Source organism: Streptomyces sp. SID3343, assembly GCF_009865215.1.
In the GTDB taxonomy this organism is placed as follows: Bacteria; Actinomycetota; Actinomycetes; order Streptomycetales; family Streptomycetaceae; genus Embleya.
This window is the reverse complement of sequence record NZ_WWJX01000619.1, coordinates 1-24,250: the sequence shown is the minus strand read 5'-3', so window position 1 is coordinate 24,250 and position 24,250 is coordinate 1. Positions and strand designations below refer to the sequence as shown.

General features: G+C 71.7%; 26 protein-coding genes. 11 read left to right on the top strand and 15 right to left on the bottom strand.

Annotation, left to right across the window (positions count from 1 at the left end; genetic code table 11):
- The 13 genes from GT354_RS19340 to GT354_RS19280 all read right to left on the bottom strand — a co-directional run.
- On the bottom strand, positions 1 to 2,121 hold a 2,121-nt coding region (locus GT354_RS19340; protein WP_161357554.1), incomplete at its 3' end, for a hypothetical protein.
- A 125-nt stretch (positions 2,122 to 2,246) separates the two neighbouring features.
- Positions 2,247 to 2,555 carry a hypothetical protein gene (locus GT354_RS19335; protein ID WP_161357553.1) on the bottom strand — a complete coding sequence of 103 codons (309 nt, stop codon included), beginning with the start codon at positions 2,553 to 2,555 and terminating at the stop codon, positions 2,247 to 2,249.
- Positions 2,552 to 3,064: a hypothetical protein gene (locus GT354_RS19330; protein ID WP_161357552.1), complete on the bottom strand. Its 513-nt coding sequence runs from the start codon at positions 3,062 to 3,064 to the stop codon at positions 2,552 to 2,554. Before GT354_RS19330 ends, GT354_RS19335 begins: the two co-directional genes overlap by 4 nt.
- Positions 3,065 to 3,202: 138 nt before the next feature.
- Positions 3,203 to 3,358, bottom strand: a complete 156-nt coding sequence (locus tag GT354_RS19325) for a hypothetical protein (protein WP_161357551.1) — start codon at positions 3,356 to 3,358, stop codon at positions 3,203 to 3,205.
- A gap of 95 nt (positions 3,359 to 3,453) precedes the next feature.
- Positions 3,454 to 4,848 (bottom strand): DUF2637 domain-containing protein, encoded by a 1,395-nt coding sequence (locus tag GT354_RS19320; RefSeq protein WP_161357550.1) that lies wholly within the window; start codon positions 4,846 to 4,848, stop codon positions 3,454 to 3,456.
- A gap of 577 nt (positions 4,849 to 5,425) precedes the next feature.
- Positions 5,426 to 5,731, bottom strand: coding sequence for a hypothetical protein (locus GT354_RS19315; RefSeq protein ID WP_161357549.1), 306 nt, complete (start codon positions 5,729 to 5,731; stop codon positions 5,426 to 5,428).
- Positions 5,728 to 6,000 (bottom strand): hypothetical protein, encoded by a 273-nt coding sequence (locus GT354_RS19310; protein ID WP_161357548.1) that lies wholly within the window; start codon positions 5,998 to 6,000, stop codon positions 5,728 to 5,730. Before GT354_RS19310 ends, GT354_RS19315 begins: the two co-directional genes overlap by 4 nt.
- A gap of 186 nt (positions 6,001 to 6,186) precedes the next feature.
- Positions 6,187 to 6,324: a hypothetical protein gene (locus GT354_RS19305; protein WP_161357547.1), complete on the bottom strand. Its 138-nt coding sequence runs from the start codon at positions 6,322 to 6,324 to the stop codon at positions 6,187 to 6,189.
- A 6-nt stretch (positions 6,325 to 6,330) separates the two neighbouring features.
- Positions 6,331 to 6,591: a WhiB family transcriptional regulator gene (locus GT354_RS19300; RefSeq protein ID WP_161357546.1), complete on the bottom strand. Its 261-nt coding sequence runs from the start codon at positions 6,589 to 6,591 to the stop codon at positions 6,331 to 6,333.
- 240 nt (positions 6,592 to 6,831) lie between these two features.
- The gene (locus GT354_RS19295; RefSeq protein WP_161357545.1) at positions 6,832 to 6,969 is read right to left on the bottom strand and encodes a hypothetical protein; all 138 of its coding nucleotides are present in this window, start codon (positions 6,967 to 6,969) and stop codon (positions 6,832 to 6,834) included.
- A gap of 188 nt (positions 6,970 to 7,157) precedes the next feature.
- Complete coding sequence (locus GT354_RS19290) at positions 7,158 to 7,568, bottom strand: NUDIX hydrolase (protein WP_161357544.1); 411 nt, start codon at positions 7,566 to 7,568, stop codon at positions 7,158 to 7,160.
- Between the two features lie 165 nt (positions 7,569 to 7,733).
- The gene (locus GT354_RS19285; RefSeq protein ID WP_161357543.1) at positions 7,734 to 8,351 is read right to left on the bottom strand and encodes a hypothetical protein; all 618 of its coding nucleotides are present in this window, start codon (positions 8,349 to 8,351) and stop codon (positions 7,734 to 7,736) included.
- 84 nt (positions 8,352 to 8,435) lie between these two features.
- A complete protein-coding gene (locus tag GT354_RS19280) occupies positions 8,436 to 9,299 on the bottom strand; it encodes a hypothetical protein (RefSeq protein ID WP_161357542.1) in 864 nt (287 codons plus the stop codon).
- 317 nt (positions 9,300 to 9,616) lie between these two features.
- On the opposite strand from GT354_RS19280, the gene GT354_RS19275 reads away from it, so the two are divergent.
- The 4 genes from GT354_RS19275 (at position 9,617) to GT354_RS19260 (ending at position 15,051) form a co-directional block, all read left to right on the top strand.
- Entirely contained in the window at positions 9,617 to 10,351 is a 735-nt protein-coding gene (locus tag GT354_RS19275) for a GntR family transcriptional regulator (RefSeq protein WP_161357541.1), read from the top strand.
- 240 nt (positions 10,352 to 10,591) lie between these two features.
- Positions 10,592 to 11,824 (top strand): XRE family transcriptional regulator, encoded by a 1,233-nt coding sequence (locus tag GT354_RS19270; protein WP_161357540.1) that lies wholly within the window; start codon positions 10,592 to 10,594, stop codon positions 11,822 to 11,824.
- 1,113 nt (positions 11,825 to 12,937) lie between these two features.
- Positions 12,938 to 14,311: a hypothetical protein gene (locus GT354_RS19265; protein WP_161357539.1), complete on the top strand. Its 1,374-nt coding sequence runs from the start codon at positions 12,938 to 12,940 to the stop codon at positions 14,309 to 14,311.
- The gene (locus GT354_RS19260; RefSeq protein ID WP_161357538.1) at positions 14,308 to 15,051 is read left to right on the top strand and encodes a DUF721 domain-containing protein; all 744 of its coding nucleotides are present in this window, start codon (positions 14,308 to 14,310) and stop codon (positions 15,049 to 15,051) included. The genes GT354_RS19265 and GT354_RS19260 overlap by 4 nt, the downstream gene beginning before the upstream one ends.
- A gap of 30 nt (positions 15,052 to 15,081) precedes the next feature.
- Here the strand turns inward: GT354_RS19260 and GT354_RS19255 are convergent, their stop codons facing one another.
- On the bottom strand, positions 15,082 to 16,515 hold the full coding sequence (locus tag GT354_RS19255) for a protein kinase (protein ID WP_202512051.1): 1,434 nt from the start codon (positions 16,513 to 16,515) through the stop codon (positions 15,082 to 15,084).
- 243 nt (positions 16,516 to 16,758) lie between these two features.
- On the opposite strand from GT354_RS19255, the gene GT354_RS19250 reads away from it, so the two are divergent.
- The 7 genes from GT354_RS19250 (at position 16,759) to GT354_RS19220 (ending at position 23,138) form a co-directional block, all read left to right on the top strand.
- Positions 16,759 to 16,971, top strand: coding sequence for a hypothetical protein (locus tag GT354_RS19250; RefSeq protein ID WP_161357536.1), 213 nt, complete (start codon positions 16,759 to 16,761; stop codon positions 16,969 to 16,971).
- Positions 16,972 to 17,080: 109 nt separating this feature from the next.
- A complete protein-coding gene (locus tag GT354_RS19245) occupies positions 17,081 to 17,569 on the top strand; it encodes a hypothetical protein (protein ID WP_161357535.1) in 489 nt (162 codons plus the stop codon).
- 202 nt (positions 17,570 to 17,771) lie between these two features.
- Positions 17,772 to 18,209 (top strand): hypothetical protein, encoded by a 438-nt coding sequence (locus GT354_RS19240; RefSeq protein ID WP_161357534.1) that lies wholly within the window; start codon positions 17,772 to 17,774, stop codon positions 18,207 to 18,209.
- A gap of 128 nt (positions 18,210 to 18,337) precedes the next feature.
- Positions 18,338 to 20,581, top strand: coding sequence for a helix-turn-helix domain-containing protein (locus tag GT354_RS19235; RefSeq protein ID WP_161357533.1), 2,244 nt, complete (start codon positions 18,338 to 18,340; stop codon positions 20,579 to 20,581).
- An 8-nt stretch (positions 20,582 to 20,589) separates the two neighbouring features.
- Positions 20,590 to 21,156, top strand: a complete 567-nt coding sequence (locus GT354_RS19230; RefSeq protein WP_161357532.1) for an XRE family transcriptional regulator — start codon at positions 20,590 to 20,592, stop codon at positions 21,154 to 21,156.
- 957 nt (positions 21,157 to 22,113) lie between these two features.
- A complete protein-coding gene (locus GT354_RS19225) occupies positions 22,114 to 22,590 on the top strand; it encodes a hypothetical protein (protein WP_161357531.1) in 477 nt (158 codons plus the stop codon).
- A gap of 392 nt (positions 22,591 to 22,982) precedes the next feature.
- Positions 22,983 to 23,138 (top strand): hypothetical protein, encoded by a 156-nt coding sequence (locus tag GT354_RS19220; protein WP_161357530.1) that lies wholly within the window; start codon positions 22,983 to 22,985, stop codon positions 23,136 to 23,138.
- Between the two features lie 51 nt (positions 23,139 to 23,189).
- Here the strand turns inward: GT354_RS19220 and GT354_RS19215 are convergent.
- The coding region (locus GT354_RS19215) for a helicase associated domain-containing protein (RefSeq protein ID WP_202512050.1) at positions 23,190 to 24,250 on the bottom strand (1,061 nt) is incomplete at its 5' end.

Sequence of the window (24,250 nt, the reverse complement as noted above, 5' to 3'; positions counted from 1 at the left end):
CGAGTCCGGAGTCGGCGGGTCGTCCGTCGGCGCGGCGGGTTCGGGCCGGGTCGTCCCGGGCCGGGGAGGGTGCCGGGTCGGTGCCGGGCCCAGCGCCGGTACCTCTGTGGCGGGCGGCGGGGGCGGGGGGTCGGTGACGACTTCCATGTCCCACCGCAGGGGCTCGGCGTCGTCGGGCGGGGGCCGGTCGGTGTCGCGTGCCCCGCCGTGCAGCCACGTGCGCAGCCGTTCCCAACGCCCGGCGCGCCCGGCGTCGGCGGCTGTCTGTTCGCGGTCGGCGGCTGCCTGTTCGCGGCGTGCGGCGCGTTCCGCGCGGCGCGCCGCCGCCTCGGCGTGCGCGGCTTCGGCGGTGGCCTGGCGGGCGCGGGCGCTTTCGGCACGGTCGTGGGCGCGGTCGCGGGCGTGGTCGCGGGCGGCGCGGGCGCGCATGATGTCGGCCCGTTCGTCCGCGCTCATCCGCATGAGGGCGCGGACATCGTCGTGCATGAGGTCCCACGCGGCGCGGGCGGTCGCGCGGTCACCGGGCCCGTGCGGGAGCAGACTCCAGGCGCGGACGAAATCGCCCACGTTCGCGGCGTGCGCGGCGGCGCGGGCGCGTTCCCAGTCGATCCCGTCGTCGCCTTTGCCCTTGGCCTTGTCCTTGTGTGCCTGGGCGGCGCGTTTGCGCACCCTGTCGTGGTCGAGGAGGTCGAAGGCAGCCGCGCCGGTCGCCTTCGGGTCGGAGGTGGCGCCGATCAGCCGGCCCGCCTTCTCGAAGTCGCCCTGGTGGATGGCGTCGGCGGCGGCGTCCGCCGCCACCCAGTCGACGTCACCGAAACCCTCCGGGCCCTGTGCGACCTTGTCGCGGCCTTTCCCGCCCCGGGCCTTCTCCTTGCCCGAGGGCGGGACATCCGGCCCGTCTCCAGGGCGTGCAGGGCCCTTCCCGGAGCCCTTGCGGCCGTCACCACCGCCGGGCTTCCCGCCACCGGAACCGCCGGACGGGCCACCCGACTTCCCACCGCCGGACGGCCCGGACGACTTCCCGCCGGACGGACCGGACGAAGCGCCCCCGGACGGACCGCCCGAGGAACCTCCGGACGGACCGGACGACTTCCCGCCCGACTTGCCGGACGATGGACCACCGGACTTCCCGCCCGACGAACCTCCGCCGGACGGACCGGACGACCCGCCGGACTTGCCGGACGGACCGCCCGACTTCCCGGCGCCCGTTCCACCCGACTTCCCGCCGGTCGAACCGCCCGACTTCCCGGACGACCCGCCGGACGGACCGCCCGACTTCCCGCCCGACGAACCACCACCGGACGGACCGCCCGACTTCCCGCCCGACGAACCGCCCGACTTGCCGGACGACTTGCCACCGGAGGACCCGCCGGACGGGCCGCCCGACTTGCCGGCGCCCGTTCCGCCCGACGAACCGCCCGTCTTCCCGGACGGACCGCCGGACTTCCCGCCGCCGGTGCCGCCGCCCGAACCGGATCCGCGACCGCCACCCGACCCCGACCCCGACCGGCCGGACCCGGACCCGGCTCCGGAGCGCCCGGAACCGCCGCCCGCGTGGCCCCCCGCCGCGAGCCGGCCGCTGTCGTTCCCGGCCCGGTCGGCGCGGCCTTTCACCCCGGCCTGCTTCAGCTTGGAGTTGTGCTTGGCCATCGCGGTCTCGTGTCCGGTCCGCGATTCCAGCAGTGCGACCTTCCGCGCCAATTCGGCCTCGCGGAATGCGCGCTCTTCCTCCATACGGGCGTGACCGCGCGCGATCCGGTAGTCGATCCAGTCGCCGACGCGGTCGGTGAACGTGCGCGGATATTCGGATTCGGATTCGGAATCCATTTCGTCGTCGGAATCGGGATTCGAGTTCGCATCGGCCCCCGCATTCCGCGTCGGCCGCGCGGTTTCGCGGGCGGCGGTGTCCGCCGGATCGGGAATCGCGGGCACCACGAAAGCGAATTCCCGGAAGCTTTCCGGCTCGCTTTCCGGCTCCGTTTCGTCGGACGGGTCGGGGTCGGGGTAGTCGGGGATCGGCGGCGGCACGTAGTGGTCCGCGTGGTCCGCGCCGGGGAACTGGATCAGCCGCCCGTCGCCGCTCGGCGGGGGGTCGGTGGGGCCGTCGTCGTCGGTGGCCACGGCACTCCTTCCTGGACTTGACAAACGAGGGGCCCTCGTGTGCACGCGCGTGCACGTGCACACGTGCACGCATTACGCGCGCGAGGCCCCCGCGGCGCTTCGCGGGGGCCTCGTACGAGGGCGGGTCAGTGGTGGGGCGGATGCCGGTCGACGACCTGCTCGGCGTACCGCAGCAGGTCGGTCCAGATCCTCGCGTCGCCCGCCGCGCGCCGCTGGATCGCGGTCAGCACCAGACGGGAGATCAACGCGTACGCCGGCCACACATCGGCCCGGCCGGCTTTCGCCTCTTTCGCAATCGCGGTGCGGACCAGACGCAACCAGAATTCCATCGCGCCCTGCTCGCCACGACGTTCGCGGGCTTCCTGCAATTCCCTCTTGCGCCATTCGCGGGTTTTCTCCCGGCGAAGTTCGGCACTGGTCAGCGGGGCCTTCACGCCGACTCACGACCCAAGTCGTAGAGCGAACTCGGAGAAGCAGCATAACCCGCATTCCCACCCGATTGCAATCGCGGGTCGTTCCCCGGATTCGCGAGCGGCGGCGCGGGCCTCAGCGCGGGATTGTTCTTCCGTTCCCGGGCGAGGGCTCGGGCACGGCGCTTTTCCGGGATGTCGTGCATTTTCTCGGCGTAGGCACGGCGCTTGCGGGCGGTCTTTTCCAGGGCGTCCGCGAGGGCGTCGAAATGCTCCAGGATGTCGCCCATCGCGCCTTCGACGGGCCGGGCGCGCCAACGGGCGTCCCAGAACCGGTCGCCCTCGATGTGGTCGCCGCGCAGGCGTACCCGGATCTCGCGGGCGAGGGCCGACATGTCGGCGCTCACGCACAACAGGTTGCGCTGCACGCTCGCCATGTAGGCGGCGCACTCGTCCGGGTCGGCGGCCACCCTGCGCAGCCACGCCGCGCGGGCCTCGGGCGTCGGGGCCGGCGCCTTGTCGGTGCTCTTCACTACTGGGTCTCCTTCGTGGCGGCCCGGGTGGGCCGGCCGATCGGAACGGATCGGGGCGGGGCGGGGCGCTTCGGCGTCCATCCCGCCCGCCCGGCCGGCGCGAGGCCGGACGGGCGGGCGGAAAAGCAGCCGGGCGGGTCAGTCCCGCTCGCGCTCGGCGTCGCGGGCGTCCATCTCGGCCATGAACGCGGCGTACTCGTTCATGTCCATCTCCTCGTAGGCGGCGTGCATCTGTTCCATCTCCCGGCGGCGCGCAGCCGCGGCGGGGTCCTCGAAGTCCTCGAATTCACACACGGGTTCTCCTCCTTGATGCGGGCGGGAACGCGCGAGGGACGGCCCCCGGATCGGGGCCGTCCCTCGCGCGGTACTGCTCGTGTGTCGGTGCCGGGTCAGTCGCGGGCGGGCACCTCCGGGTCGTGTCCCGTGGCCGGGTCGTAGCCGGCGGCCACCAGGGCGACGGCCGCGGCCTTCGTCGTGGACGCGGTGCTCGCGGTCTTGCCGATCGCCTTCTCGATCGCCGCCAGCTCGACGTCCGCCGGGGCCGCCGCGAGGATCATCCGGGCGACGAGGCGGACCCGCCGCTGGTGCGGGGTCAGACTCGCGACGTCCTCCGCCTCGATCGCCCGCCGGGTGTTCTCGGCGACTCGGAGCCGCTCTTCTGCGACTTGCCTCTCGGCTTCGACGACTCGCGCTTCGGCTTCTGCGACTCGGGCTTCGGCCTCCGCCGTTCGCACCCGGGCCTGCGCGGCGCGCTGCTTCTCGACCTCCGCGAGCGCGGCGTCGGCCGCCGCGCGCTTGTCGGCTTCTGCGACCCGGGCCCGCTCTTCTGCGACTCGCCGCCGCTCTTCTGCGACTTGCCTCTCCTCCGCCGCGTCGCCCAATTCGGCGATCGCGCGCGAGCGGACGTCCGCCCGCGCCTCGGCCTCGGCGACCGCCCCGCGGGCCTGCGCCCCGGCCACGCCCTCGGTCGTCGTCAGGTCCGCCCGCAGCGTCGCCATCTCCTTGCGGTGCGCCATGCGGGCCTTCTCCGCCTCGTGCTGGGCGCGCTCGGTGTCGAGTTCCAGTTCGCGGGCGCGCCGGTCGGACTCCTGGCGGCGCCGCAGTTCCTGGCGGGCCATGTGGTCGGGCAGGGCCAGGGCCTCGTCCACGGTCAGGCCGAACGGCTCCAGCTTTCCGGGCAGTCGGGCCAAGGCCTCGGGGCTGCCCTCGGCAAGGCGGGCCTTGCCCAGTTCCTGCTTGTACTCGTTCCAGGCGTTGAAGATCGCCCGTTCGCGTTGGCGGTCCATGGCCTCGGCGTAGCCGACCTCCCACAGCTTCATCGCGCGGAAGATGCGCCAGGTCGGGCGGGGCGCCAGTGCCCAGCGGTGGCCGGGGATGACGTCGTGGTCGGCCGGGAGCGCGGCCTGGTGGACCAGGATCCGGCGGCCGGCCTCGACCCCGATGACGAACAGGACCGGCATCAGGCCGTGGCTCGCGGCCTTGTCCAGGTTGTCGGCGATCGCACCGTGGGCGGCGGCGTTGAAGTAGATGCTCGCCGCCGTCATGCCGTGCGCGAGGACCCGCAGCAGCGGCCAGGAGGTGCGGATGCACGCCATGAACAGGTCCAGGACCAGACAGGTCACGATCGCCACGTCCACGCCGACCGCGAAGATCCTGGCGTCGCCGGTGGAGAACCCGAACACGGTGTGGCCGGCGGAACTGAGGTTCCCGAAGGAGAGGTAGAAGCCGGCGGCGCCCATCACGCACCCGCCGAGTGCGGACGCGATCCCCAGCGTGATCTTCACCCCCCGACCGGTGTCCGCCGAAGTCGCAGAAGGACCGACCGAAGTCGTAGAAGGAGTGGGGCGAGTCGTAGAAGCCGCAGGGCGAGTCGTGGAAGGGGCCTCCGAAGTCGCAAAGGCAAGGTGCCTCTCGGCCCGCTCGGAGGCAGTGTCGAGGACGTACCGCGCGGGAGCCTCGGGGCCGGTCGCAGAAGCGGTCGGGCGAGTCGTGGAAGCGGCGGGCCGAGTCGCGGAAGACCCGACCGAAGTCGTGGAAGGGGCGGGCCGGGTCGTCGAAGTCGAAGCGGCAGCCCGGCCGGGCGCCGTGCCCGGCGGGTCGATCGTCGTCGTCATCTCTCTCCATCCGAGGTGTGGGTACAGCGACGGGCACAGACCCGACCGGTTCGGGGCGGGGCCGCGATCGACCATCGTGGCCGACCGACACACCGACACCGAACCGGCGCGGCGCGGGTTGGCGGTTCTCCTCACCACCGCGACCCGGGGGCGCGGTGGTGGGGGCAGCCGTCAACGAGACGTCCGGTCCGGGCGGGCCGTACCGGATCGTGTCCGGTGCGGCCCGCCCCGGGCCGACGGGGTGTGGTCAGCGGTGGTCGTCGGGCTCCGCGGCGCGGATGTCGTGGCGTTCGTCCCAGGGGCGCAGGATCCACAGGCCGGTGCCGCCCAGGGCCGCTTGGCGGTCGAGGCAGGTGTCGACGACGTCGCACAGCGGTTCGGCGACGAGATCACCGAACGCGGATGCCCAGACGAGGACCTTGCGGCCGAGGAGGGCGTGGTCGCCCAACCACTCGATCACGATGCTCACGCCGACGGCGAGGAGCGCGAGGGGCCCGATCAGCACCAGCGCGGTGGTCCAGGCCGCCCGGCGGCACCGGAGGCGGGCGCTCACGCGGCCCCGTCCGGCTCGGGCACGGACACCACGAGCAGGACCGTGTCCAGGCCGCTCGGGCCGGGCGTCACGGTGTCCATCAAGGCCCGCGCGGCGTGGGCGCGGCACGGGTTGATGTCGAGCAGGCTCCACACCCGGCCCGACGCGCCGGGCACGCCGTCGACCAGGTCGACGGGCACCGCCAGGACGGCGGCGAGCCCGGCCGGGACGGCACAGGGGATCGGGATCGGGATCGGGGGGTCGGCGGGTCCGGGCATCCTGTACTTCACGGTGACTCCTCTGTCTGTCTGTGGGGGTTCGCCGAGCGGCGGGCCGGTGATTCGAGCACCGGCCCGCCGCGTTCATGTAGTCAGGTACGGGGTTTCGGGTCCGGCCGGGTGGGGGTTGGTCCCCGCGGGCCCGAAGGCTTCGGGGGCCGGCCCCCACCCGGGCCGCTCTTCGGCACGCGCCGAACCTCAGTCCCGGTCGGCGTCGGCGCGGCGGTGTTCGTTCGCGGCCCGCGCCGTTGCCGCCGACCGGGCGTTGGCCTCACGCACCCGGCGCCGCAACGCCTGCTCCTGCTGCTCCTGGAGGCGCTTCTCGTCGTCGGCCACCGGTGATCAGCCCTCGGCGGCGGCGCGGGCGCGGTTGCGGGCGGCGCGGCGCTTGAGCGCCCGACGCTCGTCCTCGCTCAACCCGCCCCACACCCCGGCCTCCTGGCCGGACTCCAGGGCCCAGCCCAAGCACCGCTCTATCACGGGGCAGCGACGGCAGACCGACTTCGCCTCCTCGATCTGCAAGAGGGCGGGGCCGGTGCTGCCGATCGGGAAGAACAGTTCCGGGTCTTCGTTCCGGCAAGCAGACGCGTGGCGCCAGTCCATTACTCTCCTCCGGTGGTGTCGGTGACGACGGCGGTGACGGGCCCCTTCGGGGGCACCGGCGGATCGGTCGGCCTCGGCTTGGCCGGCGGCCGGATCGGGGTGGTCGTCGGCATCAGTGGCCCGCCTTCGCTTCGGCCCGGTCCTGCGACTCCTTCAAGCGCCGCGCAGCGGCATCCGCCGCCGCCCGGACGGCAGCGGCCCGCCGCTGCGCCTCCTCCGCCTGACGACGCGCCTCCGCGCTCACCGCTGCGTCGCCTTCGCGGCGCGGGCCTTCATGTCCATCGCCCGCTTGTGCAGCTCGTCGGCGAAGCGGCGCTCGGCCTCGGCGGCCCGCCGCGCGGCGTCGTCGCCGCTGTTGTTCGATGCGATGATGTTCACGCAGGGTTTTCCTCTCAAACGGTGTCCTGCGCGCGGTCCCGGGCTTCCACCCCGGGGCCGCACCTGTTTTCCGGCCGCTCCAGCAGCCGTGAGGGCCGACACCTGTACAGGTGTCGGCCCTCACCGTTCCTGGAACGCGAGCACCCCGGGGCATCGCCCGGGGTGCTCGGTTCGTACGTCGTCGCAAATCAGGTCGTCGCGGCGGCGAGGATGTCGGCGTGGTCGAACGCCAGCGGGGGCAGGTCGTCCAACGGCCACCAACAGGTGGCGGTCGCGTCGTCCCCGGGCTGCGTCGGGGTGTCGGCGGGGACCGTGACGGCGTAAGCGACGGTGACGTAGCGGCCCCTCGGGTCGCGGTCGGGCCGGTCGAACACACCGACCTGGCGCAGGTGACCGGCGGTCGCCTGTACCCCGGTCTCCTCCTCCAGTTCGCGGGCGGCGGCGGCGAGGCTGGTCTCTCCGGGGTCGACGTGGCCGCCCGGCAGCGCCCAGGCGCCCTCGTGCGGTGCCCAGCCACGCTTGATCAGCAGCACCAGGCCGTCCGGCGTGGTGACGATGATGTCGGCGGTGTAGCGAATGATCTCGGCGATCTCGGTCATGTTCGTTCCTCTCCAGTGATGTCCTGTCGCGGGTCCGGCTGCTCCAACAGCCGTCCGGGCCGACACATGGATGAAGGTGTCGGCCCGGACGGTTCCTGGCGGCGACGGCAGCGCCCGGGCGGGTGAGTGGTCACCGCCCGGGCGCGCGATTCGGGTGGGGTCCGGTCAGGCCGGGACCGTGTCGTGCGCCTCGATGTACGCGAGGTGGTCCGTGACGTACCGGCTCAGGTCCCGCGCCCCGCTCACGATCACCTCGAGGTGGGAGTCGGGCATCGCGAGGGTGAACTCGTCGCCGGCGTACGGCGTTTCGTCCGCGTGCCAGATCAGGCGGAACCCGTCGGCGAAATGCATGCTGGCTCCGTCGCGGTGGGCCTGCCACAGGTCGGGGTCGGTCAGCCACACCCCGGCGGTGTCGAGCTGGTAGGCACGCCGCGCCGCGATGTGCTCCTGGTCCCGGTCGACGAGCAGCGCAAGCCGCTCGTCCAAGCCCTCCGGCAACGGCGTGCCCTCCTCGTTGGCCTGCCGGGCCGAGTACAGACGCTGATGCACCGGGCCCAGGATGTGCTGGGCCGCGCCGTCGCCGACGATCGCGGCGATCACGGCGGCGGCCCCCACGATCGCGGCCCGCCACTCACCGGGAACGGTGGTGGTGTGGTGGTACGCAACGACCGCGCCCAGGGCGCCGACGACCACGCAGATCGAGGTACCGACCGCGTCCAGGACGGCGACCGTGATGTGACGGGTCGCCGCGTTGAGCCGGGTGAGCTTGTTGTTGATGTTCACGGGTGCAGCTCCTTGTGGTCGGGTACGGCCGCGCCCCGCCCGTGTGGTGCAGTGCGGGCGGGGCGCGGTCGGTGAATGTGTGTGTCAGGCCTGGTTGTGGGCGAGGATCGCGAGGACCTGACCGACGGTCGCGGGGGTGATCGTCGTCTCGATCCGGGACTCGGCCTGTGCGACGGCGAAGATCCCCAAGTCCGCGTGCCAGACCAGGCGCAGGCCCGGAGCCAGCGCCATGCTCGCGCCACCGCGGCGGTGGTGTTGCCACAGGGTCTCGTCGCCCAGCTGCTCGCCGTCGGGACCGAGGTGGGCGAGAACCTTGTAAGCCATGCCCAGCGGCTCGATCGGGACATCGTGCTCGGTGGGCGCATCGCCCTCAGGCACTTGGTCGCGATCGTCGTCGACCCGCTCGACGGCCGACGCGACACGGGCCCACTCGGCGCTGCGCCGACGACGCGTCGAGGCGTCGGCCTTCGGGGTGGCTTGCGGGACCGACTGTTTCGGGGCTGTGGGGTCCGCCTCCGCAGCCGTGCGGGGCAGGCCCGCCAGGCCGTAGGGCAGGGGCGGCGGGCTCGACGGCTGGACCTTGGTGGTGCGGCGGGCTCCGGTCTCCGCGCCTCCCTGGGCGAAGTGCCGCTGCCACAGGTCGGCGTCGATGTCGAGGGTGAGCAGGCGGTTGCTGCCGATGCAGCGGTGCGGCCGGCCGAGAGTGCCAGCGGGCTCGGTGTGGTGCGGTACCAGGTGAGGAGTGCTGCGGATCCCGGTCATCGGGGTCCAGCATCCGCAGTCCGGGCACACCAAGTGCTCGTGGCCCGGGCTCAAGTCGAGGGCGGTGGGGCGCAGGCTCGACACGGCCAGCGGGGGCCGACTGCTGACGCGCAGCGTCTTGCTGCGGGTCTTCGTGGGTCGCTTCCGGGCGACCTCCGGAACGCGGGTGGGGGTGGGTGTGGTCACCAGGGGCTCCTTGCGGGGGCGGAGGTGGGGCGCGTCACGGTGCTCTCTCCGCCCGCCAGGCCTCCCGCATATTCCGGGTCGTCCTGGTGGACAGACAGCGCAACGGCGCTGCGAGTCGAACAAACAGGGAAGTCGCGAACACCGGGGGATTTGGTGGTGCTATCACCCACGGCCACCTGTAAAGGCGGCGACAACCACCGCTGTGTGAGGCGGTGCACCACAAGGTAGACCACTATCCCCCTCCAGCGCTAGTGGTAGCGCTAGAACGACACGTAAGTTAGTCTCGTAGTGCACCATCGAGCAGAGAGGAGGTAGTCATGTCAGAGCACATCGGATACGCGGATATCGCGGCGCACTACCGGCGCCAGATCCAGGACGGAGAGCTGCGACCCGGCGACACGCTGCCGTCGTTGCGACAGGTCTGTGAACAGTTCGGCGTAGCCCAGACGACGGCCAACCGCGCGTACCGGCGGCTCAAAATGGAAGGGTTGACCCTCGCTAAGGCCGGGGTCGGGACAATCGTCGCGGGCCCAAGCAGCAGCAACATCGCGTCGCGTGTCCAGATGTACGAGGCCACTGGTAGCGCCCTCGGCGGCGGCGAGTCCTCTCACATCCTTGACGTCGGCACGGTCGGCGCGGATGAATTGGTAGCGCCGCGACTTGACGTAGCCCCAGGGACACCAGTCCACGTCCGCCGCCGGCTCGTGAGCCGGGGCGGCTCTCCGGTCCACCTCAGCAGCTCCTACTACCCCGCGTATGTGATCGCCGTGACTCCCGAGTTGACCGAGCCGGTTTCCACCGGAGGATCGCGGGAGCTGGCTGCAGAGCGACTGGGAGCGGCTCAGGACCGAGTGCTGGAAGAGGTGACGTCCCGCCTCGCGACCGAGTCGGAGAAGTCCACCCTCGGCCTCACGGCCGGGGATGTCGTTGTAACTCAAGTCGTGCGCACCGTGTCCCTCGCGGACGACCGCGTCGTAGAGGTGGCCGTCAAGGTGGCCGGTGGATCGACCATCCTCCAGTGGACCACGTCCCTTCGACCACCGATTGACTAAGCCCAAGCCGATCACAGTGACCACCTCTTCTTCCGTCGCGAATAGGGGAAGTTGGCGATCACCTTGCGCCGGCTCGACCGCTGCAAAAAGTGACAAGTGGGGGTGACATCTCGAATGTCACCCCCACTTGTCACCTCCGCACGATCAAGGTGCCGTGTCAGTCTCGGCACCAGGAAGGGCCGGCCCCGCTCCCCGGAGCGCGCGGACCGCGCCGCCTGTAGGACGAGAAAGGGACACGCGATGGCTGATGAACGGCCTGACTGGGCCCGGCGGATGGTCGAAGAACGCGCAGCCCGCGATTGGTCGCAGGCTGACGCGGTACGCGCCATGATGGCTCGCCTCCCGGAGGACCAGGTGGTCGGCGAACAGGACCTTCTACGACAGTGGAAAAGGTGGGAGGCGGGCGACGCTCAACCACTGAAGTACCGGTCCGTGATCGCCCGCGTCTTCGGTACGACGACCGGCGCCTTCTTTCCCCAGAGCAGCCGCCGCGACGGGCGGGCGGAGGTATTGCAGGTCAGCGGGATGGACACCGTGGACATCATCGCCCGGCTACGCGCCAGCGATGTCGACGCGGCAACACTGGATGCGCTGCGGATCACGGCCGACCGGTTGTGCTGCGAGTACGCGTACATGCCAGCCGACCAACTGCTCATCGAAGGCAGGGCTTGGCTGGGACGAGTCGCCGGCCTCCAGCACCAACGGGTGAGCCTGGCACAGCACCGCGAGATCATCGCGCTCGCCGGGAAACTGTCGTTGTTGGTGGGCTGTGTGGAGTACGACTCCGGGCGGCCCCGCGATGCCGAGGCCACCCGCCAGGCCGCGCTGATGCTCGGTTCCGAGTCCGGAGAAATCAGCGTTCAGGGATGGGCCCATGAAATGCGCGCGTGGTTCGCACTGACCCGGGGCGACTACCGCGGTGTCATCGCAGCCTCGGAAGCCGGCATCGCCATCGCTCCCAACGAAAGCGTGGCCGCTCAACTGCACGCGCAGGCAGCGAAGGCTTGGGCACGGCTGGGGGACAGGGCACAGACCGAAGTGGCCTTGGACAAGGGCCGACTGCTCCTGGAACGGCTGCCATACCCGGAAGACATTGAGAATCATTTCGTTGTAGACCCGGCAAAGTACGACTTTTATCGGATGGATGCGTTGCGCAAGGTCGGCGAAAATCGCCTTGCAGAGCAACTGGCCGTCGAAGTCATTCGCGCGAGCACCGACTTCGACGGAGTCGAGCGGTCACCTATGCGAATCGCGGAGGCCCGGATCACGCTGGGCGTGGTCGCGGCCCGCGAAGGCGACCTCGACACGGCGCTGGCCTACGGGGAACAAGCCCTCGCGGGACCCCGGCGATCGCTGCCATCTCTGGCAATGGTGTCCGCCGACCTCGGACAAGTCCTGCAATCTCGCTACCAACACGCAGACGAAGCCCGGGATTTCATCGCCCACCTGCGCGAGTTGCGGGGAGCGCAGTGACCGAACGGCCGCCGACACGGCACAACGACGCACGCTCGGTGATCCCTTGTAGCGGTATGGTGGTCCCGCTTTCGATTGGAAATGCAGAGAGCCCCCAGGACCTTGACCAAGTCCGTACGGGGGCTCCCCCGGCGGCCGATTGGCCTGCCGGTACACACCTTCTAGCACAAGGTGGCTTGCGTGAAGCAGCCTACCCGCACACGCCAGTGTGCATGCAGCACCCCGCCGTGGAAGCGATGCAACGCTGTCGCTCCGGCCGCTACAGCTACTACTCCGCGTTGCCCGGCAACGTCTTCGCCGGTCCGTGGCCCCGTGGCATCTCGGGGACCGCACGACAAAGCCCCCGCTGGGACGGTGACCGTGTCACGTCGGCGAGGGCTCACAGACTCCCGATCGCCCATCCGGCGATCGGTTCCGTCGGCGCCTTTCAGGCGCACCTCTGTTGTGGTGTGGGGGTGGATGACATAGACGCGCTGGGCGGCTGAGCCGCCGGGACGCCGGCCTCCGCAGTGGTGGAACACCGCGGGCCTACTACGTCCCCACTTACAACTACTCGCCCTTGGGCGAGGTCCCGATCTTCCGGCGGCAACCGGTCTGATCAGGGGCAATACGAGGGTTCTCTCCAGAACCAGCACCCGCGAGGCGGGGGCTTTGTCATACCCGCGCGTCGCGCGAGGGAAGGACGTTGTCATTTTGCATGACGCAGGCGGTCCGTGTCTTGTCGGCACGGCCGATTTCACTCGATCCACTGCTCCGCGGAGCCCGGAAACGCAGGTCGGCGGACATCACCTGGCCCCGGATTTCGGCTTGTTTGAGCCGGTCGGCATCGATGTGTCGACGCCTGGCTGGCGACGCGTCGACACGGCGGAGCGATCTTCCTCACACCACCGGGCCGTGCCGATGCGTGTCACACCGATCGGAATTTCGACACCTCTAAGGGGCGTGCACACCTCCGTCACTGCTTCCACCTACCCCTCCCCTGCGCCCAAACCGCCCGCCTCCCCCATCTCGCCTGGCTGCGCCGGGTCCGGGACGTGGCCGGCGGCGTTTCGTCGCGGTGGCCGCCGCGCCGCCGCTGCGGTGGCGTCCGTCGCGTCGTCGACAGCGCGGTCCGTGCGGGGCGCGTACGGGCCCCGCTGTCGTGTCGAGGACTTCGTGCCGGTCGTCGAGGCACAACAGTGGGTCTGGACGACCCGATCGCGGATCGCGGACGCGATGTCCTGGCTCCAGGCGATGCAGTGGTCGGTGGAGATGCTGGTGCCGGGCCTGTCGACGGAGTCGACGATGCCTCTGGCGCGGGTAATGGCTCGGCTGAGCGAGTACCGGCCCGGGATCGAGTACCTCGCGCGGGCGTCCGGGGTGAAGGAGCGGACGGTCTGCAACCAGTTGCGGGCGTGGCGCGAGGCGGGCCTGATCGCCTACGTCCTCAAGGGCGGCCGGCGCGGGAAGCTGCGGTGGGCCTCGCGGTGGGCGCTGGTGATCCCGCCGATGTACGACCGCGCCCTGGGGATCGTCACCGAGGGCCGGGGCCCCGGCCGGCGCATGGTGCGCGTCGTCGGCCGCGCCGGTCGACGGACCATCGCCCGCCTGGCCCGCTTGACCGCCCGCAAGCGCCCGACCCGGACCGGCCGGCGCTCCTCACGGGTGGGTCCGGCGCGAAAGCGTTGCAGGGGAGGGGTTAGGGGTTACCAAGAGCTTTCGACTGCCGGACTTATTGGGTTCCCCCCTGAAGAACTCGGCCACGGGACCGCAGCCGGCTCGATCACGAAGGAAACGGACAAAAAGCCCCGGCAGGGCGGACCGGGGAAGCGGAACTCCTACCAGCTGCGGTGGGCGCTGGCCCGGGACCTGGTCCACCGGGTGCCCTGGCTCGCGCGGGTCGACGTCGCGCGGGTCTCGTGGGTGGCCCGGGAGGTCGCCGACGCCGGCTGGAGCGCCGATCTGGTCGTGGCCTGGCTCGACCAGGCGGGCGGCGACGTCCCCGCCCACGTCCACCGACCCTCCGGCCTGCTCAAGTACCGCCTCGCCGCGGCCGCCCGCGCCTGGACCACACCCGAGCGGCGAGCGCGGGCCCTGGAGCAGTGGCGCGACTCCCGCACCGCGGCCGCGGCCCGGCACCGCGAGTGGGACCAGGCCGCCGACGCACCGCCCTCGGGCCCGTCGGCCGAGGCCGCGGCCCTGATCGCCCGGGCCCTGACCCCGGCCGACGTCACCCACGTCGACGACCAGGAGCACGCGGACGATCTGCCGTTGCGCGAGGACGGCCTGCCCGACCCGGCCGCGATGACCCGCGACCAACTCGCCCGCATCCGCCACGAGATCAGCCACGACCGCAACGACCTCGAGATGAGCGCGATCCCGACCCTGATCGCCTTCACCGAGGACCCCGACTACGTCCGCGCCCTGTACGGCGACGACCTGGTCGACCGCGCCCAACACTGGGCTACATCGACCACGATGAAGCTCACCGGGACGGGTACCCGGTGACCGCGCCCACCGACGACGTCCGCCCCCGCGACCTGGCCCGCATCGCGCTGCGATCCGCCCTCGCCGCGGCCCGCGACCGCACCGGCGACACGGCCGCGAACCGGACCCGCACCCGCAGGCCGTCGGCGGCCCGGACCGACGACCGCGACCCGCAACCCCTGGGCGGCCTCCTCGAGCAGCTGCTCGCCGACCACGGCTGGACCGCGCCGGTCACCGGCGGGTCCCTTGCCGACGTCTGGCCCCGGGCCTGCCCCGAGTACGCGGACAAGGTCACCGCCGGCCACTACGACCCCGACACCGGCCGCTTGGACCTGCATCCCATTTCACCCACATACGCCACCCAACTACGGTTGCTGGAAAGCGCGTTGATCAAGCGGATCAACACGGCCGTTGGCGCCGAGACCGTGCGTTCGTTACGTGTGGTCCCACCCGGCAATGCACCCGGCACACCTCCGGCCCGCGCCAAACCCCGACCACACCCCGGCGCCACCGCCGCAACGCCGCAGCACCGCATCCCCGAGGCGCCGCCCCGGGAGTCGGTGCGCGACGTGGACCGACACGGCACGCACGGGCCAGGACCGGCAGGTCGGAACGCGTGGGCCCGGGCCATCGCCCGAGCCCGTCGAGAACGCCACCAGGCCCCAACGGCCCGTCGCGACGGTGAACTCGACCCATCCGGCTCGATCACGAACGACACCGACATCGAAACGAACGGAGCGGTCCGTGGGCAGGATCGGTGACGGCACTCGTCGGCCGTTCCGGACGGTGCATCACGGACGAACGCGGACGGTGACGTAGAGATCCCCGGCTTCTCCTCCGTTGCTCCCCGGTCCACCGAGTCCCTTGAGTCGTACTCGTTGTCCGTCGCGGACGCCGTCGGGAAGACGGACGCGCCTGGTCTCGTACCTCTCTGCCCGACCGGAGCCTTCGCACAAAAGGCAACCGAGGAGGCCGGCCGGCTTCGCCGCGCCGGCGGCGCATTCCGGGCAGGGCCAGGACACGCGGACGGGCACCGGCACCACCAGCGCGGAGACGGTCTCGCCTTGATGGCGGATCGTGATCTCGGTCGTGTCGTCCCGTCCTCGACGCGCTGCGGCCGCGTCGGACGGGCTCCGCCCCAGATCGGTCGTCACCTGTTCGTCGGCCGGCATGACCTTCGTCGGTGGCGGCGTCGTGGCTCGGGGCCGTGGCGAGTCCAACCCGAGGCCGGGGAACCTGAAGAGATCGTCGAACGCCCCAGCAAGGCTCCCCGTCCCGGCCCGGTTCACGCGTGGCGCGGCCCTACCGGACGGTCCGATCGGTTGTTCCCCGGTGTCGGACGGCGCTGGGGCCGGTTGGACCTTGCGTGGGCGTCGGATGTGCCGGAATTTCCGGATCTCATCGAGGATGTCCACCACCTCCCACGCCTTGCTCGGCCGTTCCTCGGGCTTCTTAGCCAAAAGCGAGGCCACGAGGTCGTCCAGGCCGGGATGGGCATCGGGATTCCGGTCCTTCAGCCGCGGTGCCTGCCGGAACCGGTGCTGGTCGGCGAGTTGCCAGGGAGTCCCTTCGAACGGCGGCTTCCCGGTGAGCATCTCCAGGAGGACACAACCGAGCGAGTACAGGTCGGAACGCGATTCGAACTCCCCGTCGAAAAACTCGGGCGCCATGTACGCCGGGCTGCCGGTGAGCACCCCGGCCACAGTGATGTCGTGTCGCCGGTCGGTGGTCTTGGTGATGCCGAAGTCCACGACCTTGGCGCTCACCCCTTGCGCGCGCGAGAACGGGACCATGATGTTGGACGGTTTGATGTCGCGGTGCACCAGGCCGCCGAGGTGCGCCTCGCGCAACGCCGACCCGACATCGATGGCGATACCCAGAGCGGTCGGCAGGATCGGCAGCCGATCCAGGAGCACGGTGCTGAGTGGGCGCCCCTCCACCAACTCCATGACGATGTAGGCGTACAGACTCCCCGAGTCCGTGACCGAACCGAAGTCGTGCACGGTGACGATGGTGGGATGCGAGAGCCGGCCGGCGAGCATGGCTTCCCTGGACAGCCGTGCCAATTGTTCGTCGACGTCCATGTGCGCGCTCACGGCTAGGACCTTGACGGCGACCGCACGTCCGAACTTGCGGTCGAGGGCCTCCCAGACCTCACCGAACCCGCCCGAACCCAGTGGCCTCAGCAACCGATATCGCCCGTCCAACAAGGTCTTTGCGCGCACGACTCCCCCTGAATCCCTGGCCACACGGTTGCGTCCTCCACGCTATGCCGAGCGAAAGCACCGGCGGCAGAGGTTTCGACGACGTTGCGGACCAATGGCCGCAGAAACGGCTCATCCCCGGCCCGCCGGCCCGACCCGTCACCGGACTCGAACGCGGACCCCGTTCGCCAGTCTGGGCGAAGTCCCGCACACGGTGCGAGGTTTCGACAACATGGAGTCACCATCGGTTCGGAGGGGACGTTCATGGGCAGCTGCCAGAGGTCGACGGCCAGGAACAACGGGAAGACCTGCGCCAACCCGACCCGACAGGGACAGCGCTACTGCGGCAAACACGGCGGCGGCAAACGCCCCGGCGGATCCAAGCGCTCGAGGAAGAACTCCGGCGACGGGTGCGGCGGCCTGTTCATCCTGGCGCTGACCACGCTCGTGCTCCTCGCGCTCGGCATCCTCATGTGACCGCGGCATCGAGGCCGCCGACCGTCATGGAACGCCGGACCCGGCGACCCCACATCCGCGTGGCCGGGCCGGCGGCGATACGGCGACCGCCCGGCGTCGTTGGACGGGTATGGACGATGACCTCCACAGCCGGATCGAGACCCTTTCGGACGCCGCCTGCGAGGTGTTGACCACGGTCACCGCCACCGGCTGGTCGCCGTGCGCCGCGACCGACGCCCTCGGGGCGATCGAGACTCTGGTCGGGGCCCTGGGCCGGCTCGGCCCGCCGGCCCGGTCCGCACTGGCGCCGGCCCTGGCCGCGACGGCGACCCTGCGGGCCCTGATCTCGGCGTCGCCACCCGGACACGACGACGCCACGCCGCGGTCGGGACACACGCACCCGGCGGACCCACACCGGCAGCCCGAGTACTGGACGACCCGCGACATGCGTGTGGCGGAAGTGTTGTGGCTGTACGCCCAGGAAGGCCGCGGCGGTGCGATCGCGGACCTGTTCGCCTCGCTGCCGCCCCAGGCGATGGTCGAGGCGGTGGACCGACGCGGCCGAGGCGAAGGCTGGCGCGCGACGGTGGAGGAGTTGGCCCACCGCCACGCCACGTGAGCCGGCCGGGCCGGGTGCGCGGTCCGGTGACCGGACGGGGGTCGACGGACACCGGACCGCGCGAGCGCCGACCACGGGGTGGTGGTGTCGACGCACCCCGTACAACGACCCGGCCCACTGCCGCGTCACCCCGAGTGCGCCGCGGCGATGCGCACCGCCCCGGGCCCGTGTCACCGGGCGGCGCGCCCTCGTTGACGCCGGCATGACCACCACCACCACCGACGGCTGCGGCCTGCTCGCCGAGCTCCTGGCCGCGAAGCAACTCGACATCGGCATCATCTGGCACTGCGCGAGCTGCCCCGTGCAGGGCCGCCGCATCCACCACCACATCGACGCCGCACGCCACGACGCCGCCTACCACGCCATCGGCCACCACCGCGACACCTTCGCCCTCACCCACATCACCCTGCGCCTGATCGGAGAACGGGAACGCCAGGTCCGCCTGACGTCCGCGCGGGACACTGCCGTGCTCCTGGTCCCGCCACTCGAGCCGTGGGACACCGACCCACTCTCCCCACTCCAACTCGAACGCGCCTGCGACGCCGTCGACTGCGCCCCGGACGCCCGCCACCGACGCCGCCGCAAGGAAACCGCCGCCGTCGACGAGCGGACCCCGGCGCCACCGATGCCGCGGCGGTGACGGGCGAAAACCCGCGCGGCATGGTTGCGCCCACCCCCCTATCCAACTATCTAGATGTTAAATCCATCAATCAAAGTATGTAACTTCCAGTGCTCATTTCCTGGTAGGCTCATGCGTGGAGGTGGAGCATGTCCGAACTGTTCGACGCCGTCGACGCTCTACTCGAGGAAGCTGCACTCGGAGACCTGCCGGTACCGGCCGAACGGGCCCGGTTGCGCAAGGCCGCAGGACTGTCCCAACAGCGCGTCGCGAACGCCCTGGGCGTCCAGCGCGTGACGGTCGTCGCGTGGGAGGCGGGTCGCACCGAACCGCGCCCGCCCCAACGCCAGGCCTACGCCCGCCTCTTGGCGGGCCTCGCCGACCGCTACCCCGCACTCGACCCGGACCCGACCCCGGCCCCCGACGGCGTCGAGGCCGTCGAGCCGGACCGGCCCGAACCCGCTCCCGACGAATCCGACGAGCCCGAGGCGGCGGCTCCACCCGCCGACCCCGCGCCCGACCCGACGCCCTCCCCGGCCGTGCCGACCACCGGCGCCGGCGCGCCGGTCGTCACGGCCGCCGCGCCTTGGACCCGCACACCGACCGCGTCCCCCGCCGCGCCGACACCGTCACACCCGGTACCGGCGGACCGCCGCGCCCCGGCCGGCCCGGCATCGCCGAGCAAGCCCGCCGGAGCGGCCGCGAAGACCGAGGACACCGACACCCGGGCCGCGAGTTTCCCGGCGGGCCCGCTCGCGGTCCTGGACGTCGACACCGACACCACCACGCTGCGGGCGCACCTGGCCGACGACCGCGTCCTGCCGTGCCCGGCGAAGACTTTGCCCGCCGTGGTCGCCTGGGCCCTGGACGCCGGGCTGGGCGCGCAGCGCCTGCACCGCGCCGGCCGCGACGCCGACCCGCTGATCGTGGTCACCCCCGCGGCCGCCGAGAGCCTGGGCCTGCCGGCCGAGCTGGAGGACCGCCGGAACCTGCGCCTGCCCGAGGACCACACACTCGTCAAGCAGGTCACCAAGAACGGGTGGAAGCTGACCAGACGCGGTTTCGGCCCGTGGACCAAGGTCTACCGGCCCCCCGCCGACGGCGGCCGCCGCCTGTGCGTGCAGTTCGCGTTCCTCGGCTGGGACGCACTCGACCCCCGCTCCTGGGCCGGCGCCGCCGACCTGCCCGCACCCGAACTCGCTGCCCTCCTGGGCACCTACGCCGCCCGCGTGGTCACCCCCCGCGGCTCCACCGCCGTGGCGGGCCTGACGCTGATGACCGAGCTGCGCCCGCCGACCCAGGCCGTCAAGGACGAAGCCACCGGCACCTGGCGCTCGGGCCCGGTCCCGGGCTCGCTCACCGACGCGGTCGACCCGGCCCCTCCGGAGGCACCCGACGAGCACCCCGTCGCACAGACCCGCGACGGCGCGGACGTCCTGGTCGAGGAGGCCTACGACTGGCACCGCCCGCTCCACCTGGTCGGCGACGACGAGGGCAACCTCGACCACGCCGTCGGCATCGACGTCAACGCCGCGTTCCTCGCCGCCGCGTCCCGCCTGCCGGTCGGCCTGGGCCCGCCGGTCCACGTCCAGGCGCCGACGTTCGACAAGAAGCTGCCCGGCTGCTGGTACGTCGACCTGTCCACCGTCAAGGTCGACCCGCGCCTGCCGAACCCGTTCACCCCGAACGGCACCACGCCCACCGGGCCCGGCTGGTACGCGACCCCCACGGTGGCCTACGCGCTCGAACTCGGAGCCACCGTCGACCCGTTCGAGGCCTGGATCCGCCCCGACCACGGCCCCTACCTGGACCCCTGGTACACCCGACTCCGCGACGCCTACCTCGCCACCATGGCCGACCTCGGCGTCACCCCCGACCTGGACGACACCGCGTTCCTGCACGCGATGAGCCACCACAAGCAGGTCGACCCGGCCCGCGCGATCGTCCTGTCCGCGATCAAGGCCACCGTCAAGGGCGGCATCGGCAAACTCCGCGAACGCCCCCAAGGCGCCCGCTACAAGACCGGCGACCGCTGGCCCGCACTGGAGCGCCCCACCTGGCGCCCCGACATCCGAGCCGCGGTCATCGCCAACGCTCGGGTGGGGATGCACCGCAAGATGCGCAAACTCGCCACCGCCGCCGACCTCTACCCACTCGCCGTACTCTCCGACTGCGTCGTCTACCCCTCGGCCGGGCCCTCCCCGCTGGACGTCCTGCCGCGCACCGCCGACGGGAAGCCGATCCCCGGCGCGTTCCGCCTCGGGGTCAGCCCCGGCATGGTCAAGCACGAAGGCACCCGCCCCCTCGAATGGGCCCTGGGCCTGCTCCTCCGGGAACAGAACCCGGCCCGCCACATCAAGGACGGCGTCGACGCCGTCGCCGAAGGCGAATAGGAACCCGCATGGGCAAGATCGGCGACGGCCTCGACCAAGCCGCCCAACACGTCCTCACCCGCAAACCACCCCAATCGACGAAGGCCCGCGTCAGGTTCCTGCTGAGCAAGAACCAGGGCCGCACCCGCGCCGTCGCCGAACGCCTCGGCGTCAGCCAACGCACCGTCGAGCGCTACCTCAAGGGCGACCGCAAACACCCACCCCGACCCGTCAACGCCAAGATCGACGCCGAAGTCCGCCGACTGTGGCAACCCCAAGTCCGCCGCCGCGCCGAACAACGCGCGGCCGCGGCCGGCGGCCTCGTCGTCGAGACCCGGGCCCGGTTCGGGTTCTCCTCGGCCGCCGGCTCCACCGACGACCCCCGCATGCGCCGCGTCACCCAACCCCTCGCACCCGGCCACGCGCGGCAGCTGCTCGACGCACACCACGCCGGAGCCACCGAAGGCGACCTCGCGCGCATCGTCGCCGCCGGCCTGCAAGAGGCGTACTTCCAGGACGGCGGCACCCGCGCCGGCGACCTGGACGCCGTCGAGCTCACCGACATCGACTACGTCGAATTCGACATTCGAGGCTGAACGGCCGGGGCGGTTTCAAAAATTCGACCTCGAACGAGGGGCGTTTTCGAAACCACCGGCAGGGAGCGCGGCCCGCCGGCTCGACGCCCTGGTGGTGCTCACCGACTTCGGCGAGCACCACCAGGAGCACGACGCCGACCCAGTCGCGACGCGTCGCGTCGCGTCGCCTCACGAGCCGGCGGACCGCCCAACAAGCCGGATCGAGGCCCCGCCGGCACTTTCACGCACGACGCGACGCGACGGGCGACTCGTGCCGGCCGACGTCGACGAGCACCACCAGGAGCACGACGCCGGCCGACTCGACGACACCGGCCCGGCCCGTGCGGATACCCGTCCAAACTCATCGGCATTACCCCCCGCGATACGGGGTCCGATACGAGGTCCGTTACGGGGTCCGATTTATATCGGACCCCCTCCGGCGCGCAAAACACCAGGTCAGAGCCCCTGTATGCACCCTCGGATGGCGCAGACTGGTATAGGAAATCGATGTTTTTCCCAATTCCACCCCGCCCGCGCGGTCGACGACCCACCCGAACGAGTGAAACCGGCGCCGGCCCGCTCCCGTCGGTGGCATGCTGCTGCCGTTCCCGGCCGGGTCCTCACATCCACCTCGCGGTGCTCGTGCGGGCTGTGCCCGAACGGGAGTCCAGGGCCTCGACCTCCATCGGTCGAGGCCCTGGCCCGTCACCGGCCCCGGCCGTATTACCCCCCGCAATACGTACAGCGATACATACGGCAATGGGGGCTGATATTTAGATATCAGCCCCCTACCGGGTGCATCAGCGCAGGTCAACCGGCCTGTATGCACCCTCGGATGCGCGCAGACTGGTATGGAAATTCACACTCCCACTCCACCCGGGCACGCTCACGCTCGGTTCGACCGGACGACGCCGGTCCCTCCTCGGCCTCGAGGCCGATCCGCGATCCGTCATCCGAAAGCGGAGATATCTTCCGAATATGAACGACAGATCGTGCGCCTGGTGCGAGCGGCCCCTGTCGGGCGACGGGAGGCGTCGGTACTGCCCGCGCCCGCGCGACTGCCGGCAGGCCGCCTACCGCGCGCGGCGACGCGCCCGAGGAGCGCTTCGTCCACGCGCCGCCATGGCCTACATCGGCGCGGAGCTCCAGGCCCGCGCTCTCGCCCTGGACGCGATGCTCCCCGAACTGGTCCACCGGGAGAACCCGGCGCCCGGAGTCCACTGCAAGGCCGCCGCCGGCCTCCGTCACCTGGTGGACGAACTCGTGCACTGCGCGGTCCTCGCCGACCGCGAGGCCGGGGCGACCTGGGCGGACATCGGCCGACACCTGGGCATCGGCGCGGACGCCGCACGACACCGCTACGGCCGGCTCCGACTGCTGTGGCCGCCACCCGAACCGGAAGACGCCGACCCCACCCCGCCTCGGCCCCCTGAAGGGCCCCGTGCGGCCGCGTGAGGGCCTAACGCGCCTCTCGGCCCCCATGGTCCGAACCGGATGCCGCGAAGGGAGTAGGGGCCGCTCAGCGCGTCGCGTCGGGACGCCATCGTGCACCCGCGCCGCCGTATTCGGCGAGGCGACCCGTACGACGACGACATCTAAAAGGCGGCCGGACCGAACCGCCACGCATTTCCGAGGGTGTGTCGTCTCAATGGGTTTGCGGTGGGTGCGTGGGTGGTCGGGTGTGTGAGCTGTGGTGCAGCAAACGGTGAGATTTCGTGGGTGGTCGTGGAGTGGGCTCGTGAGGTGTGTCGATGTCGTGGCGCGGGGTTCGAGGTCGTGTTGGTGGAGGCGTTGACCTGTGGTGCGGCATTTTGTGAGACGGTGCCGCGTTTTTGTTGAGGCGACGCTTGGCCGAACCGCACACCGATCTCACACTCACGCGCGCCCGGGCCGGTGGGGTGGCGCTGTACGCCGACGGCTGCGCCTACCAGGACGGGCGCTCCCACTACGAGCACGCGGAGCCCCCGGACGGCAGGCTGCACTGGGTATGCGACACCGCCTGACCCCACCCACCCACCACGACGGAGGGGCCGGCCCCTCCGTCGCGCGTACCGCTATGTCCAGCGCATGCCCAACGCGTCGAGCGCCGCGACCCGCTCCGCCGGCAACTTCGCCCGCCGGCTCCTGGTGGTGGTGACCCACACCCCCAACCGCACGTCCTCGGGCCACCCGTCGAACGCCACGACCGACTCGACGTGTCCGCGCGGGACCTCCAGGTGCCCCACCCGGGCCCGGTAGGCCGCCGCCGCGCCGAGCGCGATCGTGAACGCCTCCTCCCGGGTCCGCTTGGGCCTGGACCCGCCGGGCCCGTCCGCCGACCCACCCGCGCCCACCCGCCGCGCCGGGCCCACCGTCCCGGCCGGAGCGGGCGGCACGAGGCCCAACGCGGTCAACGCCGCGCGTTGTTCGTCGCCCAGGCGTTCCCAGCCGGACTTCTGCCGGGCGACCCACCGGCCGAGCGCCACCCCGCGGTGAACCACCGCCGGGCCGACGTCGCCGAGCCCGGTGCCCGCCCCGCCGCCGACTTCGCCGCCCGTGGCCAGGGCCAGGAACCGCTTCGCGCAGGTGAGGTGACGCTGCCAATCCGGCGTCCAATCCCGCGGGTTCCACTCCTCACCCTCGACGAGCGCGTCCAGGGCGACGTCACGCTCACCGGGCAGGGTGCCGGCCCGGCCCTGGGCACGCCGTTTCTCCAACCACCGCCCCACCGGATACCCCTCGACCACCGCGTCCTTCGGCGCCGCGAGCGTCCCGTGTTCGGCGGCGTACCGGCGCGCCATCGCGTACCCGTCCTCCCACGCCCGATCGTGGACCGACCACACCATGCCCAGCTCTTCCAGCTCCTCGACCTGCGGAGCGCCCAGACGCCCGGCGGCGTACTCCCGCCGCTGCTCCGAGATCCATTGGCCGAGCGGGAACTTCACTCCGTGGTGGTCGACGTCGACCTCGTCGATCTGCGCCCGCAGATCGAGGTGCGCGCGTTGGTAGCGCTGCGCGGCGGCCAGGCCGCGCAGCCAGTTCCGCGCCTGCGGGTCGACGACGCGCAACTCGACGAACCGCGCGATCTCGGCCGGGTCGCGCAGGGTGGAGAACCGCAGGATCGGCCGCCACTCCT

What these genes read in the sequence shown, in the direction of transcription:
- GT354_RS19225 (WP_161357531.1), top strand. Translation starts at nt 22,114, where the DNA reads ATGAACGACAGATCGTGCGCCTGGTGCGAGCGGCCCCTGTCGGGCGAC.
- GT354_RS19275 (WP_161357541.1), top strand. Translation starts at nt 9,617, where the DNA reads ATGTCAGAGCACATCGGATACGCGGATATCGCGGCGCACTACCGGCGC.
- GT354_RS19250 (WP_161357536.1), top strand. Translation starts at nt 16,759, where the DNA reads ATGGGCAGCTGCCAGAGGTCGACGGCCAGGAACAACGGGAAGACCTGC.
- GT354_RS19290 (WP_161357544.1), bottom strand. Translation starts at nt 7,568, where the DNA reads ATGACCGAGATCGCCGAGATCATTCGCTACACCGCCGACATCATCGTC.
- GT354_RS19300 (WP_161357546.1), bottom strand. Translation starts at nt 6,591, where the DNA reads ATGGACTGGCGCCACGCGTCTGCTTGCCGGAACGAAGACCCGGAACTG.
- GT354_RS19230 (WP_161357532.1), top strand. Translation starts at nt 20,590, where the DNA reads ATGGGCAAGATCGGCGACGGCCTCGACCAAGCCGCCCAACACGTCCTC.
- GT354_RS19270 (WP_161357540.1), top strand. Translation starts at nt 10,592, where the DNA reads ATGGCTGATGAACGGCCTGACTGGGCCCGGCGGATGGTCGAAGAACGC.
- GT354_RS19245 (WP_161357535.1), top strand. Translation starts at nt 17,081, where the DNA reads ATGGACGATGACCTCCACAGCCGGATCGAGACCCTTTCGGACGCCGCC.
- GT354_RS19235 (WP_161357533.1), top strand. Translation starts at nt 18,338, where the DNA reads ATGTCCGAACTGTTCGACGCCGTCGACGCTCTACTCGAGGAAGCTGCA.
- GT354_RS19240 (WP_161357534.1), top strand. Translation starts at nt 17,772, where the DNA reads ATGACCACCACCACCACCGACGGCTGCGGCCTGCTCGCCGAGCTCCTG.